The sequence below is a fragment of the Pseudomonas sp. B3(2017) genome, from assembly GCF_002113595.1.
Classification (GTDB): Bacteria; Pseudomonadota; Gammaproteobacteria; order Pseudomonadales; family Pseudomonadaceae; genus Aquipseudomonas; species Aquipseudomonas ekonensis.
Map to the genome: position 1 here is coordinate 417,981 of NZ_NEIU01000002.1, position 14,840 is coordinate 432,820.

The 14,840-nt window shown below is 66.2% G+C and carries 15 protein-coding genes and 1 pseudogene; 3 read left to right on the forward strand and 13 right to left on the reverse strand.

Features of this window, described 5'->3' with window-relative positions; all coding sequences use genetic code 11:
- Positions 1 to 31: 31 nt before the first annotated feature.
- From CAG33_RS04530 to CAG33_RS04540, 3 genes are all read right to left on the reverse strand, one after another.
- Positions 32 to 664, reverse strand: a complete 633-nt coding sequence (locus CAG33_RS04530) for a LysE family transporter (protein ID WP_085581125.1) — start codon at positions 662 to 664, stop codon at positions 32 to 34.
- Between the two features lie 201 nt (positions 665 to 865).
- Positions 866 to 1,447, reverse strand: a complete 582-nt coding sequence (locus CAG33_RS04535) for a mechanosensitive ion channel family protein (RefSeq protein ID WP_085581127.1) — start codon at positions 1,445 to 1,447, stop codon at positions 866 to 868.
- Positions 1,447 to 3,357, reverse strand: coding sequence for an ATP-binding cassette domain-containing protein (locus CAG33_RS04540; protein WP_085581129.1), 1,911 nt, complete (start codon positions 3,355 to 3,357; stop codon positions 1,447 to 1,449). The genes CAG33_RS04535 and CAG33_RS04540 overlap by 1 nt, the downstream gene beginning before the upstream one ends.
- A 50-nt stretch (positions 3,358 to 3,407) precedes the next feature.
- Here CAG33_RS04540 and CAG33_RS04545 point away from each other — a divergent pair, with 50 nt between their 5' ends.
- Entirely contained in the window at positions 3,408 to 3,869 is a 462-nt protein-coding gene (locus CAG33_RS04545) for a TIGR02444 family protein (protein WP_085581131.1), read from the forward strand.
- On the opposite strand, the gene CAG33_RS04550 is transcribed toward CAG33_RS04545, so the two are convergent.
- Positions 3,866 to 5,005: an AlgP family protein gene (locus CAG33_RS04550; RefSeq protein ID WP_085581133.1), complete on the reverse strand. Its 1,140-nt coding sequence runs from the start codon at positions 5,003 to 5,005 to the stop codon at positions 3,866 to 3,868. The two genes, CAG33_RS04545 and CAG33_RS04550, sit on opposite strands and share 4 nt — an antisense overlap.
- A gap of 192 nt (positions 5,006 to 5,197) precedes the next feature.
- Between CAG33_RS04550 and CAG33_RS04560 the strand changes: the two genes are divergently transcribed.
- A complete protein-coding gene (locus CAG33_RS04560; RefSeq protein ID WP_085637123.1) occupies positions 5,198 to 5,863 on the forward strand; it encodes an FKBP-type peptidyl-prolyl cis-trans isomerase in 666 nt (221 codons plus the stop codon).
- Between the two features lie 64 nt (positions 5,864 to 5,927).
- Here CAG33_RS04560 and rsd read toward each other — a convergent pair whose 3' ends face one another.
- The 8 genes and pseudogenes from rsd to CAG33_RS28975 form a co-directional block, all read right to left on the reverse strand.
- Complete coding sequence (gene rsd / locus CAG33_RS04565; RefSeq protein WP_085581137.1) at positions 5,928 to 6,398, reverse strand: sigma D regulator; 471 nt, start codon at positions 6,396 to 6,398, stop codon at positions 5,928 to 5,930.
- A gap of 181 nt (positions 6,399 to 6,579) precedes the next feature.
- On the reverse strand, positions 6,580 to 7,122 hold the full coding sequence (locus CAG33_RS04570; RefSeq protein ID WP_085581139.1) for a disulfide bond formation protein B: 543 nt from the start codon (positions 7,120 to 7,122) through the stop codon (positions 6,580 to 6,582).
- A 219-nt stretch (positions 7,123 to 7,341) separates the two neighbouring features.
- A complete protein-coding gene (locus CAG33_RS04575; RefSeq protein ID WP_085581141.1) occupies positions 7,342 to 8,580 on the reverse strand; it encodes a heme biosynthesis protein HemY in 1,239 nt (412 codons plus the stop codon).
- The gene (locus CAG33_RS04580) at positions 8,577 to 9,719 is read right to left on the reverse strand and encodes a uroporphyrinogen-III C-methyltransferase (protein WP_085581143.1); all 1,143 of its coding nucleotides are present in this window, start codon (positions 9,717 to 9,719) and stop codon (positions 8,577 to 8,579) included. Before CAG33_RS04580 ends, CAG33_RS04575 begins: the two co-directional genes overlap by 4 nt.
- Positions 9,720 to 9,735: 16 nt before the next feature.
- Positions 9,736 to 10,503, reverse strand: coding sequence for a uroporphyrinogen-III synthase (locus CAG33_RS04585; protein ID WP_085581145.1), 768 nt, complete (start codon positions 10,501 to 10,503; stop codon positions 9,736 to 9,738).
- Positions 10,500 to 11,441, reverse strand: coding sequence for a hydroxymethylbilane synthase (gene hemC, locus CAG33_RS04590; protein WP_085581147.1), 942 nt, complete (start codon positions 11,439 to 11,441; stop codon positions 10,500 to 10,502). Before hemC ends, CAG33_RS04585 begins: the two co-directional genes overlap by 4 nt.
- A gap of 127 nt (positions 11,442 to 11,568) precedes the next feature.
- A complete protein-coding gene (locus tag CAG33_RS04595) occupies positions 11,569 to 12,315 on the reverse strand; it encodes a LytTR family DNA-binding domain-containing protein (protein WP_085630161.1) in 747 nt (248 codons plus the stop codon).
- Positions 12,312 to 12,431, reverse strand: a pseudogene (locus CAG33_RS28975) (sensor histidine kinase); the annotation flags it as partial. The pseudogene CAG33_RS28975 and the gene CAG33_RS04595, both read right to left, overlap by 4 nt.
- Positions 12,432 to 12,753: 322 nt before the next feature.
- Here CAG33_RS28975 and argH point away from each other — a divergent pair.
- On the forward strand, positions 12,754 to 14,148 hold the full coding sequence (gene argH, locus CAG33_RS04600) for an argininosuccinate lyase (protein ID WP_085581152.1): 1,395 nt from the start codon (positions 12,754 to 12,756) through the stop codon (positions 14,146 to 14,148).
- Here argH and CAG33_RS04605 read toward each other — a convergent pair.
- Positions 14,102 to 14,782, reverse strand: coding sequence for a glutathione S-transferase family protein (locus tag CAG33_RS04605; RefSeq protein WP_085581154.1), 681 nt, complete (start codon positions 14,780 to 14,782; stop codon positions 14,102 to 14,104). The genes argH and CAG33_RS04605 overlap by 47 nt on opposite strands.
- Between the last annotated feature and the right edge of the window lie 58 nt (positions 14,783 to 14,840).

The following is a 14,840-nucleotide window of genomic DNA, read 5'->3' on the forward strand; positions in this document are numbered from 1 at the left end:
AACAGGTCGCCTTTTTTTGTGGCCGCAGGATTCAGGCGGCGGCTTTGCGCAGCGTCGCCATGAACGCCGCCGCGCCGATGAACAGCCCGGCGAAGGTACGGTTCATGCGCTTCTGTTGCTTGGGCGTGCGCAGCAGGCGCAGCACCTTCGAGGCCAGGCCGGTGTAGCCGGCCATGACGATCAGGTCGACGCAGATCATGGTCGCGCCGATCACCAGGTACTGGATCAGCAGCGGCGCATGAGGGTCGATGAACTGCGGCAGCACCGCCAGCATGAACACCAGGGCCTTGGGGTTGCTGATGTTCACCAGGAACCCGCGGAACACCAGCGCCATCGGCTTGCCGATCGGCCGCACGGCGGCATCGTCGCTCATGTCGCTGGGCAGCGCACGCCATTGCTTGACCGCCAGGTAGACCAGGTAGGCCACACCGAACCACTTGATCGCGTAGAACGCCGTGGCCGAGGCCGTCAGGATCGCGCCGACGCCGGCGCCGACGATCGCGATCTGCAGGGCCAGCCCCAGTTGCAGGCCGAGGGCGTTCCAGTAACCGCGCCAGAAACCGTACTGCAGACCGCTGGACATCGACGCGATCGCGCCGGCGCCCGGAGACAGGCTGATCACCCAACAGGCGGCGAAGAACGCCAGCCATGTTTGAAACTCCATCGCACACCTCGACTCAGACTCGTGACAGACGTCCAAGCTAATGCGGATCCGGGCGGATGACCACCGATTTTTTGCAGGATGTTGCAGCTTGCCGACCAACGTTTACGGGCCGATGGCGCCTTCACCTTGCCGACGCCACATGACCTGTGCGAGCCAGCCTGCTGGCAATGGCGCCAGCCCAGGCGACGCAGGACAGAAGACTTACTTCTCGAACCCGCTGGAAGGAAACACATCGCTGCCCCGCCAACGCCGCACCGAACGCTGGAAGAACAGGCTGTTGGGCACCTGCACCATGGCGCTGCCCGTGCCGAGCTCCTCGGCCTCGATCAGCGTGGTGTACAGCAGGTTGATCGCCACCACCCGCCCCTTCACCCCGGGCTTGTCGGTGGTGTCCACCAGCTCGACCACATCGCCCAGGCGGAACGGGCCGACGGTGAAGATCAGGATCGCGCAGAGCAGGTTCGACAGCACGCTCCACATGGCGAAGAACGCCACCGCCGCCACCGCGACGAAACCGGACAGCGCCGTCCACAGCACGGTGGCCGACACCCCGAGGCGCTCCAGCACGAAGATCAGCGCGCTGCCCATGATCAGCCAGCGCAGGCCGCCGCGAAGCGGCATCAGCAACTGCGGCGGGAACGGGTAACGCTCGCCCAGGCGGGTCAGGCATTTGGCGACGAAGCGCTGGGCGAAGTAGGCGGCCAGCAGAATCAGCAGGATCTGCACGCCGAGCCAGATCGGCTCGACCCACACCGCCGGCAGCGGCAGCTTGAACGCCTCCATCAAGACAGCGTCTCCAGCTCCGCCTGCATGCTTTCCAGGGTTTCCAGCGCTTGCATCCACGCCTCTTCCAGCTCGGCTTCCCGCGCTTTCAGCTTGGCCTGTTCGGCCAGCAGGTCACGCAGTTCGTTCTTGCGGGCCGGGTCGTAGATGTCGCTGTCGCCGAGGCTGGCATCGACCTTGGCGAGCTTCTCGTGCAGCTTGCCCAGCTCCGCTTCGAGCTTGTCGGCTTCGCGCTTGTGCGGCGCCAGTTGCTGGCGCAACGCGGCGGCGGCCTGGCGCTGGGCCTTCTTGTCGGTCTTGTCCGGGTTCACCGGCGTGCTGCTGACCGGTGCGTTGCGCTGGCGGTAGTCCACCAGCCAACGGGCGTAGTCGTCGAGGTCGCCGTCGAACTCTTCGACCTTGCCGTCCGCCACCAGGTAGAAATTGTCCGTGGTGCTCTTGAGCAGGTGCCGGTCGTGGGACACCACCAGCACGGCGCCGCTGAACTCCTGCAACGCCATGGTCAGGGCCAGGCGCATTTCCAGGTCCAGGTGGTTGGTCGGTTCGTCGAGCAGCAGCAGGTTCGGCCGCTCCCAGGCGATCAGCGCCAGGGCCAGGCGCGCTTTCTCGCCGCCGGAGAAGTTCAGCACCGGCTCGTCGATCCGCCCGCCGCGGAAGTCGAAACCGCCGAGGAAGTCGCGCAGGGTCTGTTCGCGTTCGGTCGGCGCCAGACGCTGCAGATGCAGCAACGGGCTGGCCTTGGCGTCCAGCGAGTCGAGTTGGTGCTGGGCGAAGTAGCCGACCACGGTGTTCTCGCCGCGGGTCAGGCGCCCGGCCAGCGGCGCAAGCTCGCCGGCGAGGTTCTTGATCAGGGTCGACTTGCCCGCGCCGTTGGGGCCGAGCAGGCCGATCCGCGCCCCCGGGGTCAGCTGCAGCTTGACCTTCTCCAGGATGGTCTTTTCGCCGTAGCCCAGGCGGGCGTCGGACAGGTCGATCAGCGGACTCGAGATTTTGGTCGACTCGCGGAACACGAAGTCGAACGGCGAATCGACGTGGGCCGCCGACAGCTCTTCCATCCGCTCCAGGGCCTTGATCCGGCTCTGGGCCTGACGGGCCTTGGTGGCCTGGGCCTTGAACCGGGCGATGTAGCTTTCCATATGCGCACGCTGCGCCTGCTGCTTCTCGTAGGCCTGTTGCTGCTGGGCCAGGCGCTCGGCGCGGGCGCGTTCGAACGCGGTGTAGCCGCCGCGGTAGAGCACCAGCTTGCGCTGGTCGACATGGGCCACGTGATCGACGACTTCATCGAGGAAGTCGCGGTCGTGGGAAATCAGCAGCAGGGTGCCGGGGTAGCCCTTGAGCCACTCCTCCAGCCAGATGATCGCGTCGAGATCCAAGTGGTTGGTCGGTTCGTCGAGCAGCAGCAGATCCGACGGGCACATCAAAGCCTGCGCCAAGTTCAGACGCATCCGCCAGCCACCGGAGAAATCTCCTACCTGACGATCCATCTGCTCATTGGTGAACCCGAGGCCGGCCAGCAGCTTGCGCGCACGCGCATCGGCGGTGTAGCCGTCGGCGCTGTCGAGTTCGGCGTGCAGGCGGGCCAGGGCCTCGCCGTCATGGGCCGCTTCGGCCGCCGCGAGGTCGCGCTGCACCTGGCGCAGGCGCACGTCGCCGTCGAGCACGTAGTCGACCGCCAGGCGTTCGAGCGTGTCGACCTCCTGGCGCATGTGGGCGATGCGCCAGTCGGCCGGCAGCAGGCAGTCACCCGAGTCCGGGTGCAGCTCGCCGCGCAGCAAGGCAAACAGGCTGGATTTGCCGGCGCCGTTGGCACCGATGAGACCGGCCTTGTGGCCGGCGTGCAGGGTCAGCTCGGCGTCTTCTAGCAGACGCTGCGGGCCACGCTGTAAAGTCAGGTTCTGAAGTCGGATCATAATGGCGGCGGAGTCTACCAGCTTCGCCCGCAACTGGCGCGAGTAGCACGATGTCCTCTGACCTGTGGAGCTTTGCCCTGGCCGTCTACGCCCGTCCGGACGTGGAGGCCGCCTGCCTGCGCCTGCAATCGGCGGGGGCGAACGTGTGCCTGATGCTGTGCGGCCTGTGGCTTGAACAACGAGACGCGACCTGCGACGACGGGCGCGTGCACCAGCTTCGGCACATCACCGACCCTTGGGACCGCGACGTGGTCCAACCGCTTCGGGCACTGCGCCTGCAATGGAAAGACGCGGCCGACACCGACCCGCTGCTCAAGGGCATGCGGGAGCAGATCAAGGGGCTGGAACTGGAAGCGGAGCGCGCGCTGCTGTCGCGGCTGGAAGGCGTGGCCCAGGGTTGGGCGCGGAACTCGAAAGAGTCGAGCGACTGGCTCGAAGGCCTGGCCGGCGAGGCGGCCAACCTGAACCGCGACGCGCTGCGGGTGCTGCGCGTCGCGGCGGCCGGCGCTTAGGAGGCGCTGGTCGGGGTGCTGGCGACGCTCGACACGGCGGCCGGCGCAGGTGTGGGTGCGCTGGTCGGGGTGGCGGCGGTTGGGGCGGTGGCGGCTGCAGGTGCAGCAGCGGCCGGCTTGGCGGCGGCAGCGGTCACCGGCTTGGCGACAGGCTTGGCGGCGGCCGGTTTTTTCGCGGCAGGTTTGGCTGCTGGTTTGGCGGCTGGCTTGGCCGCAGGTTTTGCAGCCGCAGGCTTGGCGGCGGTGGTCGCAGGCTTCGCCGCAGCGGCAGGTTTGGCAGGCGCTTTTGCCGCAGGTTTGGCTGCGGGTTTGGCGGTGGCCGGCTTGGCGGCAGGTTTCGCGGCAGCGGTCTTCGCAGCCGGTTTCGCTGCGGGTTTCGCCGCAGGCTTGGCTACGGGTTTCGCGGCAGGTTTCGCTGCAGGTTTAGCGGCTGCGGTCTTCGCCGGGGCGGCTTTGGCGGCTACCGGTTTAGCGGCGGCCGGCTTGCTGGCGGCAGCCTTGGCCACAGGTTTAGCGGCGGGTTTGGCCGCAGGCTTGGCGGTGCTGGCCACTGCCGGTTTCTTCGCGGCAGGTTTGGCGGCAGCCTTCGCCGGCGCTTTGGCGGCTACAGGTTTCGCAGCAGGCTTGGCCGGTGCCTTGGCGGCAGCGGTGTTGGCGGCGGCAGGTTTTGCAGCGGGTTTCGCAGCCGGTTTGGCGGCGGCTTTCTTGGCCGGTGCGGCGGCTGCCGGTTTGGCCGTACGGGCAGACAGCGCCTTGCCGGCGGCTTCCTGCACACGACCCACGCCCTGGGCCAGTTTCAGGCTTTCCTGGGCATCGCGCTTGAGTTGCAGGATGTAGCTGCGGGTGTCGGACTGACGGCCCTTCAGCGCGTCGAGCAGGTCTTCGAGTTCCTTCACGGCCGACTTGGCCTTGGCCTGCGCCTTGGCTTTGCCGGCGGCGGCGGCGTCTTGCAGTTTGGTGCGGGACTTGTGCAGTTTCTCTTGCGCCTTGCCGCGTTGCTTCTCCAGTTTGGCGAGCAGTTTTTCAGCATCAGCCAAGGCTTGGGAGCATGCGTTTTCCAGATGTTCGAGCAGGCTGCCCGAGAGCTGTTGGAGTAAGTGCAACGGAGTGTTTACGGGCTTCTTGGTGGCCGACATGGTTTACCTCCTGGCTGACGTGAGTGCGGCTCATACTAGACCTCTGCTGCTACCGCCGCTAGGGCATGTTGACAGTATCGAAAGCGCTCGGTTGCAGCGCTGCGCAAAACTTCTGCGCACAGACAAAAGCAGTTCACCGTTGCAGGTGTCTGCGCTGGCATAATCCACCGCAATTCAGGATGGAGAGTGCCCATGCCGCGCTACCTTTTTTTATCCCTCTGCCTGGTTTTTTCCGTCGCCCAGGCCGACGAGAAAACCACTGCGAACGATGCCCATGACCTGGCCTACAGCCTGGGCGCCAGCCTCGGCGAACGCCTGCGCCAGGAGGTGCCGCAACTGCAGATCCAGGCGTTGATCGACGGTTTGCAGCAGGCCTACCAAGGCAAGCCGCTGGCCTTGAGCGAGGCGCGGATCGAGCAGATCCTGGCCGACCACGAATCGCGCAACGCCGAGCAGGCATCGCAGCCTTCGAGCGAGGCCGCGATGGAAAACGAACAGCGCTTCCTCACCGCCGAAAAGGCCAAGCCCGGCGTGAAGGAACTGGCCGACGGCATCCTGATGACCGAGCTTGCGCCCGGCACCGGCACCAAGGCCGGCCCCGACGGCAAGGTGCAGGTGCTGTACGTCGGCCGGCTGCCGGACGGCACCGTGTTCGACCAGAACACGCAGCCGCAGTGGTTCAACCTCGACAGCGTGATCGCCGGCTGGCGCACCGCGTTGCAGAACATGCCGGTGGGCGCGAAATGGCGACTGGTGATCCCCTCCGACCAGGCCTACGGCGCGGACGGTGCCGGCGACCTGATCGCACCGTTCACGCCGCTGGTGTTCGAGGTCGAATTGAAGGGCGCGACCGGCTGACCGCGCAAACGAAAAACGGTGCGCCATGGCGCACCGTTCTGTGTGTCTTGCCCAAGGGTCGCCGTCAGGCCTGAACCGGGGCTTCTTCCTTGTGGGCGTTGTGCAGCACTTCGATCAGGCAGTCTTCCAGCTCGAAGCGTTCGTGCAACAGCACGCCCAGATTCTTCAGCTCTTCCGCGAAGCGCTCGGTGTCATTGCACTGGCCCTTGTGGCAGTGGTCATTGAAGTCCAGGGCAAGCTGCGTGATCTCGTCGATGCGCGGCCCGATCTGCTCCGCAAGTTTCAGCCCGCGCTTGTCATGGAACGCCTTGGCTTCATCGCTCAATTGTTCATGCACTTCGAAGTGCCAAGCGGACACGTAATCGACGAGGATCTGGCAAAACCGGCCGTTCTTCGACTTGTCGGCGAACGCGGGTTTGGCATCGCGCAGTTTGCTGAACGCGGTCACCAGCTCCTCACGCTCCTGGAGCCAGCGGTCGATCAGCTGATGAACTCCACCCCAACGTTCCTGAGCACTCTGACAACTTTCGAGCATGGCGATCTCTCTTCCCTTGTGGGTCACTGCTCTACACCCGCGCCCCTCTTGTGAAAACGGATTCGGAGGCTGCCGGGCAGAGCGTCATTGAGCAACTGAATTGCAATGACACGTGCGGGCCAGATTATTCCCGCAGGCCAGTGGCTTCAAGGTACGCAGGCGACAAAGTTCATACAAGCGTTTAATCCCGGATCAACAGCCGGTGCGACGCTTCGCCGCCGAACGGACGCTGCACCGCGCCCCAGAGCAGACGCAAGAGCTGGTAGACCGCCAGGATCGACATGCCGAGGAAAAACAGCAGGCTCCACTCCGGAATGCTCAGGTCGAACAGCGTCCAGGAGATCTCGGCGCAGTCACCATGGTCGTTGAACATGCCTGACAGCGCGCACATCCACGACAGCGGCGTTTCTGGGGCCGGTATGCAGTTCGCCAACTGGTGCAGCGGGTCGCTCTGCCACAGCACCTGGCGCCAGGCGGCGGTCATGCCCCCGGCGCTGGCGGCCAGCGCCGACATCCAGTAAAGCGACAGGCCCACCCGCCGCGGCCCATGCACCGCCGCCACACCGCAGCAGACAAACAGCGCGACCAGGAACAGGCGCTGCACCAGGCACAGATGGCAAGGCGTCAGGCCGACCGTGTATTCGAGGTAGTAGGAAGCCCCCAGGGCCAGAGCCCCTGCCATGAAAGCCATGAAAAACAGGGAGCGTGAGCAGGTCAACGACATGGCTTATCCGCAACAGTAAAGACAGGCAGTTACGGTAGAGGAAAGCGCGCCGGCCTTTCAAGGCGGGGCACTGCCGACACTTCACCAGAGGTGTAGGGAAATCCCGACAGGTGCGAGAGGATTAGATGTAGTCCCGTGTAGGACGCTGCCTAAGACCCAGATCAGCAGTAACTTTTCTGGCGTCGGGCGTTAACGGGGAGCACGCTCCCCGTCACTCCTTCAGGCACGGGCCGGCACCGGCAACGGTGCGGCCAGCAGACGGTCATCCAGCAGGCCCAGCCCTTCCTGGAACAGCTGATTGCTGCGCTCGGTGTCGCCGAGACGGGCCAACAGGCGGGCGAGTTCGGCACAGGCCTCCGGGTTGCGTTGCGTGCGCAGGCTGCTTTCCAGGTAGTCCCGCGCCTTGCCCCACAAGCTGGCTTGCAGGCACAGGCGACCCAGCGTCAGCAGCAGGCTCGGATCGGCGGGATGTTCCTTGAGCCACCCCTCCGCCGTCTGCAACTGACGCGCCGGATCGTTGCCGCGCACCAGACCGTACAGGCGCGCCAGGTGGCTGTCGTACTGGCGCTTGAGGGCATTGCGCAGCACTTCTTCCGCCTCGACCTGCGCGCCCAACTGACGCAACTGCTCGGCGTAGGCCAGCACCAGCGGCGCCTCCTGACGCTGGGCGGAGGTGAGCTGCTGCCAGGCCCGCTCAAGGGATTGCTGGCCGACCGTGCCGTCCTCTTCACGCTGGGCCGCCAGCGACAGGTTCTGGCCCCAGGCACGGCGTTCCAGCTCCGTCAGTTCGGCCGGCGGCAAGACTTTGTCCTTGCGCAGTTCCGGCAACAGCCGGATCACGGCCGACCATTCCCCGCGCTGCTGATGCAGCCGTTGCAACTGGCGCAGGGTCTGGGCGTTGTGGGGATGGCGCCCGTGCATGGCCTGCAGCGTTTCCAGGGCGCCGTCGGTGTCGCCGCGGTCGGTCTGCAACTGCGCGTGGCTCAGGGCGATCGCCAGTTCGGCCTGGGGCTGACGCTCCAGGGCGCGCTCCAGCAAACGGTCGCATTCGTCATAGTTGCCCTGCTCGTTGGCGGCACGGGCGGCGCCGAGGTAATACAGCAACGGCTGGCGCTCGGCTTCGGCGGCCCGGTACAGGTGACGCTGGGCGCTGGCCCAGCGGCCTTCGGCCAGATCCAGCTGCCCGTGCTCGATCGCCACCTGCACGCGCCGGCTGCGGTTGCGCCGCGACCACGGGTTGACCACCCCGCCGGACGTCAGCACCAGCTCGACCAGCGCCTTGACGGCCCAGATCAGCAGCCAGAGAACCGCCACCAGCGCCAGGGTCGCCCACAGGCTCGACTCATAGCGGAAGCTCTTGTACGCGACCAGCACGTAACCGGAATGCTGGGCGATCGCCAGACCCAGCGCCGCCGTGACGGCGATGGCCAGAAACACGATCACATACAGGCGCTTCATGGCGTGGCCTCCTGCGCCGTGCCGGCGGCCGGTTTGGCGAACGGCTTGACCGAGTCTTCGGCATTGACGTTGCGCCGCTCGAGATAGGCCTGCACCGCGCTCAGGGTGCCGGCCAGGTCCGGCGTGCTGACCGTCACCGGCTGCTGGCTCAGTTCGGCCACTTGCTCCAGCATGATTTTGCTTTGCGGGTTGTCCGGATTGAAGTTGCCCTTGAGCACGTCCCGCGCCTCGGCCAGCGCCTGGGCGTACACCGGCGCCTGCCCGTTGAGCGCTGCCCACTGCGCCTGCTCCAGCGCCAGGCTCAGGGCCAGGCGCACCTGGCTCAGGCTCTGCCCGGCCAGCAGCGGTCGCACGTTCTTGTCGGCGTTGAAGTCGATGCGGATGTACCGCGAGACCTGATCCCACCATTGCGCCCAGCGGCTGGCCCCGTCGCCGTCGGCCGTCAGGCCCAGCAGGGATTCGCCGCGGTCCTTGTACTCGGGCGCCAGTTCGGTGAGTTCGATGACCTGATCGCGCAGGGCGCCCAGGCGCAGGAACAGGCCGGTGCGATCCGGCTGCGCGGTGCTGCGCAGGGCCACCAGGGTTTTCGCCACTTGCTCGCGGGCGGCGAACGAACCGGGATCGTTCTGTTCGCGCAGGATCTCGTCGGCGCCCTGCACCAAGGCCTGGGCGCTGCTGACGTCCTGCAGCGCCGACAGGCGCAGGCTGGCCAGACGCAGCAGGTGCTCGGCCTCGGCCAGGCGCCAGTCCTTGCGGCTGGCGCCGAGGACGGTTTCCAGACGCTGGTTGAGACGTTGCTGATCGCCCTGCAACTGCGTCACCAGCCGCTGGCGCTCATCGAGCTCGTCGGCGCCCGGCAATTGCCCGAGACGTTCGGTCAGGCGCTGCTCGTTGAGCTTGAGCGACTGCGCCTGATCGTTCAGCGCCTGCACCTGGTCCAACTGCTGCCGGGTGTCGGCCTGCAGGTGACGCACCTGCCACACGCCCCAGCCGCCGACCGCGACGCCGGCGGCGCCCAGCAGCAATGCCACGATGGCCAGTCCGTTTCCCCGACGCGGTTCCCGGGCCGGTGGTGGTACGTCAACCGGTGCATCGATCACAGGTTGAACATCATCTTTAGGCAAGGCTGTTTCGCTCACGTATCCATCCTTTGCATTAGAGAACGGGCACGGGATGCTCCCGTAACGCCGTCAGCAAGGCCGCGGCACTGGCGCCGCGGCAATCCACAACTGTTCGGGCCCCGGCGGCACGCGCCTGTTCGGCGACCCTTGGGCTTGGAACAAACAACGGCAACTGCGCCACCTCGGGCCAGGCGTCGCCGGCCAATTGGCGCAGGTGCTCGAAACCCTGTCCACTGCTGACCACCAGCCCGTTCAGGCGTTCCGATCCGATCCTGCGCGTCAGCTCCCCTGGCGCGCAGGCCGGCAGGTCGCGGCGGTACAGCTCCAGATACTCGACACTAGCACCAAGCGCGCGCAGGCGCTCGGCGAGCAGCTCGCGCCCGCCCTCGCCGCGCAGGATCAGCACCCGCGAACCGGGCCGCGCCACCGCCTCGCGCAAGCGCTCCAGGCGCAGCAGTGCTTCGCTGTCGTCGCCCTCGTCCGGGAAGTGGGTGTCCAGCCCCCGGTCCTTCAGAATCTGCGCCGTCGCCGCGCCGACGCTGAACCAGGGCAACGACGGCGGCACGTCTGCGCAAGCGTCCAGCAGTTGCACGGCCAGGCGCGCCGCCGGTTTGCTGACCACGATCACCGCAGCGCACTGCGCCAGTTGCCCCAGGGTCCGGCGCATTGTGTCAGAGACCGCCAAAGGGACGATCTCCAAAAGCGGCAGGCAGCTGCTGAAAATCCCCTGCTGCGCCAACACCTCGGCCAGCGCCGTGCAGTCATCCGCCGGACGGGTCAGCAGCAGGCGCCAGCCGGTCACTCGTGACCTGCCTCGCCGTACACTGCCTTGAGGATGTCGTCGGCGCCCTGGCCGAGCAGGTCTTCGGCGACCTGCACGCCCAGCGACTCGGCCGCCTCGCGCGGGGCCCGGGCCTGGGCGCTGAGCAGCTTGCCGCCGCTCGGTTCGCCCACCAGGCCGCGCAGCCACAGCTGATCGCCTTCCAGCACGGCGTAGCAGGCGATCGGCACTTGGCAGCCGCCGTTCAGGTGTTTGTTGAGGGCACGTTCGGCGGTCACCCGCGAAGCGGTGTCGGCGTGATGCAGCGGCGCCAGCAAGGCATGGATTTCGCGGTCGGCGCTGCGGCATTCGATGCCCACGGCGCCCTGGCCGCCGGCGGGCAGGCTGTCGTCGACGCTGATCGCCGAAGTGATGCGGTCTTCGAAGCCGAGACGGATCAGGCCGGCCGCCGCGAGGATGATGGCGTCGTACTCGCCTGCGTCGAGCTTGGCCAGACGGGTGTTGACGTTGCCGCGCAGGAAGCGGATCTCAAGATCCGGACGGCGGGTCAGCAATTGGGCCTGGCGGCGCAGGCTGGACGTGCCGACGATGCTGCCGGCCGGCAGCGCGTCGAGGCTGGCGTAGGTGTTGGAGACGAAGGCGTCACGCGGGTCTTCACGCTCGCAGATGCAGAACAGGCCCAGGCCCTCGGGGAAATCCATCGGCACGTCCTTCATCGAGTGGACGGCGATGTCGGCTTCGTTCTCCAGCAGCGCGGTTTCCAGTTCCTTGACGAACAGCCCCTTGCCGCCGATCTTCGACAGCGGCGAGTCGAGCAGCTTGTCGCCGCGGCTGACCATGGGCACCAGCGTCACCTGCAACCCCGGGTGGGCCGCTTCCAGACGGGCTTTGACGAATTCGGCCTGCCAGAGGGCCAGAGCACTTTTGCGGGTGGCGATGCGGATTTCGCGAGAGGACATGGATCAATCCGTACTGAATAGATACGGCGGATGATAACAGCTCAGCCAAATCCACTTTGACTTGAATCAGCAAGCGCACGGCCTCCCTGGCCCGTGTGCCTGACAGGAAGAAGCGACGGACGCCGGGTCAGAGCCCCTGCATCATCTTGCGCACGCCCGCCACATGCCGGCGGCTGACGATCAAGGCATCGCCGTTCAGGCCTTTGAGGTAGAGCTGGAAGTGCCCCAGCGGCGTGCGCTGCAGCCGCTCGATGCGCTCGCGCGCCACCAGGGCGTTGCGGTGGATCCGCACGAAGCGCTCGCCGAACTCGTCCTCCAGCGCCTTGAGCGGCTCGTCCAGCAGGACTTCGCCGTGCTCGTGGCGCAGGGTCACGTATTTGTGGTCGGCGATGAAGTACACCACCTGATCCAGGGGAATCAGCTCGATGCCTTTGCGGGTCCGGGCGCTGATGTGGCTGCGCGGACCGTTGCCGCTTTCGGCGGCGGGACGGGTCAGGGCCGAGAGCTGGGCCCGGTTGGGACGTTCGGCCCTTTTCAGGGCATCCTGCAAGTGTTCGGTTCGCACGGGTTTCACCACATAGCCCACGGCACCGGCCTTCAGGGCCTCCACGGCAAATTCATCGGAACCTGTGCAGAACACCACGGCGGGCGGGGTTTCTCGTTCGCACAGACGGGCAGCGACCTGCAGGCCATCCAGGCCCGGCATGCGGATATCGAGCAGCACGATATCCGGCTTGTGACTGTCGATCAGGGCCAGCGCCTCTTCGCCATTGGTGGCGCTGGGCTCCAGGACAGTGTAACCCCCGAGTTCGCTCACCATTCGGCTGAGGCGCTCGCGGGCCAAGGGTTCGTCATCAACGATCAGGACATTCATATTGCGCTGGATTCCTGCGTGAGTCTCGCACAAGGATAGCGTAGACAGGTGGAGTGACGTCCGTCACCGCGAACCACGCTAAGACTAGCGCGGACGCCGAAAAGTGCCGTACGTCGGCCGGCAAAATTTGCCGGTGCCCGGATCCTGCGCCTTGCGCAGGGCTTGCCGATGGCCAAAGCTCCCACCCCTCTCTTTTTCTTGGCCGGCGCCCGAACCGCATTTGCGCCGACCCTTCAGTCCAACTGTAGACGTTCGTCGGGCCGACATTGCTCAATCGGAAAATATCGTTGCGCAAATCGCGACGGCGACGGCGGCGATTGTGGCGCAGGGGATGAGAAAAAAACGTTTCGACCAGTGTCAGCGACAGGATCGGCAACCCTGTTATCATCCGCGCCAGCATTTGCAGCCTTCTTTCTCCAAGCCGATACGAGCGAATTCATGAGCACTGACAAGACCAATCAGTCCTGGGGCGGCCGCTTCAGTGAGCCCGTCGACGCCTTCGTCGCCCGCTTCACCGCCTCCGTCACTTTCGACCAGCGCCTGTATCGCCACGACATCATGGGCTCGATCGCCCACGCCACCATGCTGGCCAAGGTCGGCGTGCTGACGGATGCCGAGCGCGACAGCATCATCGACGGGCTGAAGACCATCCAGGGCGAGATCGAGGCCGGCCAGTTCGACTGGCGCGTGGATCTGGAAGACGTCCACATGAACATCGAAGCCCGCCTGACCGACCGCATCGGCATCACCGGCAAGAAGCTGCACACCGGCCGCAGCCGCAACGACCAGGTCGCCACCGACATCCGCCTGTGGCTGCGCGACGAGATCGACCTGATCCTGGCCGAGATCACCCGCCTGCAGAAAGGCCTGCTGGAGCAAGCCGAGCGCGAAGCCGGCAGCATCATGCCGGGCTTCACCCACCTGCAGACCGCTCAGCCGGTGACCTTCGGCCACCATATGCTGGCCTGGTTCGAAATGCTCAGCCGCGACTACGAGCGCCTGGCCGATTGCCGCAAGCGCACCAACCGCATGCCGCTGGGCAGCGCCGCGCTGGCCGGCACCACGTACCCGATCGACCGCGAATACACCGCGCAGCTGCTGGGCTTCGACGCCGTGGGCGGCAACTCGCTGGACAACGTGTCGGACCGCGACTTCGCCATCGAATTCTGCTCGGCGGCCAGCATCGCGATGATGCACCTGTCGCGCTTCTCCGAAGAGCTGGTGCTGTGGACCAGCGCGCAGTTCCAGTTCATCGACCTGCCGGACCGCTTCTGCACCGGCAGCTCGATCATGCCGCAAAAGAAGAACCCCGACGTGCCGGAGCTGGTGCGCGGCAAGACCGGCCGCGTGTTCGGCGCCCTGATGGGCCTGCTGACCCTGATGAAAGGCCAGCCGCTGGCCTACAACAAGGACAACCAGGAAGACAAGGAACCGCTGTTCGACGCCGCCGACACCCTGCGCGACTCGCTGCGCGCGTTCGCCGACATGGTGCCGGCGATCAAGCCCAAGCACGCGATGATGCGCGAGGCGGCCCTGCGCGGCTTCTCCACCGCCACGGATCTGGCCGACTACCTGGTGCGCCGCGGCCTGCCGTTCCGCGACTGCCACGAAATCGTCGGCCATGCGGTGAAGTACGGCGTGGACACCGGCAAGGACCTGGCGGAAATGAGCCTCGAAGAACTGCGCACGTTCAGCGACCAGATCGAACAGGACGTGTTCGCCGTGCTGACCCTGGAAGGCTCGGTCAACGCCCGTGACCACATCGGCGGAACCGCACCGGCCCAGGTCAAGGCTGCCGTGGCCCGCGGCCAAGCCCTGCTCGCCGCCCGCTAAGGGCCAAAGGCATCGCCGCTTCCTTGTCCGCCGCGATCTTCTGCACGTGCGGATTCTCCTCCAGCTGTTCCAGCAGCGCCTTGGCCTTCGGCATCTCTGCCAACAGATCCACCCCGAACAGCTTTTGTCCGACCGCGCAGGCCAGCGGTACGCTGTACAGGAAATACAGATCCGCCACACTCAGGCGGTCGCCCGCCACGTACGGCGCGAACTTGCCGTGCCGGCCCAGGGCGGCGAAGCCCAGCAGCAGTTCGGCCTTGGTCTTCTCCTTGATCGCCTCAGGCACCGTCGCGCCGAAGAACGCCTCGCCGTAGCAGGCACGGCCCGGCAGCTCGATGTACAGCTCGATCTCCTTGGCCAGCGCCAGCACCTGCGCCCGCTCGAACGGGTCGGCAGGCAGCAGCGGCGCACCTTGGCCGGTCTGTTCGAGGTATTCGAGGATCACCGATGTCTCATTGATGTAGCCGGGGCCGGCCCCCAGCACCGGCACCTTGCCGCGGGGGCTGATGGCCAGTGCCTCCGGGGTCTGCGTCGGGTAGAACGTGACCTCTTCGAAGGGCAGGCCTTTCTCCAGCAGCGCCAGCTTGACCATGTTGTAGTAGTTGCTGACAGCGAATCCGTACAGTTTGAACATCACATAGCCTCCAGGCCGTGCGGGGTGGGCAGTGCCTGTTTATAGATCCTGCGGGGGA